Source organism: Methanoregula sp., from assembly GCF_002835825.1.
Classification (GTDB): Archaea; Halobacteriota; Methanomicrobia; order Methanomicrobiales; family Methanospirillaceae; genus Methanoregula.
Window position 1 is genome coordinate 1 of record NZ_PIZH01000786.1, and the last position, 1,026, is coordinate 1,026.

Here is a 1,026-nt window from a genome sequence, read left to right on the forward strand (position 1 = left end):
GTGCCGTCCTTCCTCCTGACCCGGAACCGGTCGGAGAAGACCGCTTCCCCCGGGCCGGAATGCCCTCTCATATGATCGATCAGAACGGGGGCATCGTCCGGGTGGACAAATTCCGTAAACGGCCTGCCCTCCATCTCGTCCGGCTGGTACCCGAGCTGCTCCTCCGTCTGGGGGCTCATGTAGAGGACCGTCCCGTCAAGCGATAAGGAATAGATGATATCCTGGTTGACCTCCACGAGCATGCGGTATTTCTCTTCGCTCTCGCGGAGTGCGTCCTCCGCCTTTTTCCGGTCGGTGATATCCTCGACCATTTCCATAAACCCGGTGATACGCCCCTCAGGATCCGAAAGCGGGATCGCAGAGACGCGGGCTTTGAACCGGGTTCCGTCATCCCGGACACCTTCGGTCTCCACATCGCAACAGATTCCTGTTGCCATTGCTCTGGTTCCGGGACAGTGCGTGCATACTGCATCGCGCTTCTCAAATTCCCGGTAGCAGTACCGCCCGGGCCATAATTTCGGATCCGTATGGAACATCCGCCCCTGGGCAGCATTCGACATGATGATCCGGTGATCCGCACCGATCAGGGTAATACCGAAGGGAATGTTCTCGACGAGCAGCCGGTATCTCTCCTCGCTCTCGCGCCGCGCCTCTTCGGCCCGTTTCCGATCCGTGATGTCGCGCTCGATCGCAAGGATATAGTCCCTGCCTGCAATGGTTCTCCGCCGCAGGCTCACCTCGCTCCAGAACAGGTGGCCGTCCTTGTGCCTGCAGTGCCATTCGAAGACCTGCGGCTCGCCGGCAGCAGCCCGCTTCAGGTACGCTACCGCCTCCTCCTCCGTGAAGGGAGGTACATTCGAACTGATGTCTGCCACGCTCAGGCCCAGCGCCTCTACAGGGGTGTACCCGAACGTCTCCTCAATGGTTTCATTGACAAAGACGAACCCGAACGTCCCGATATCGTGAATCCAGATGGTATCGTTGACGGTGTTGAAGATCTCGCGGTACCGCTGCTCGCTCCTCTGC

At 59.6% G+C, this 1,026-nt stretch carries 1 protein-coding gene; it reads right to left on the bottom strand.

Features of this window, described 5'->3' with window-relative positions; all coding sequences use genetic code 11:
- On the bottom strand, positions 1-1,026 hold a 1,026-nt coding region (locus CW742_RS15210), incomplete at both ends, for a PAS domain S-box protein (RefSeq protein ID WP_292421874.1).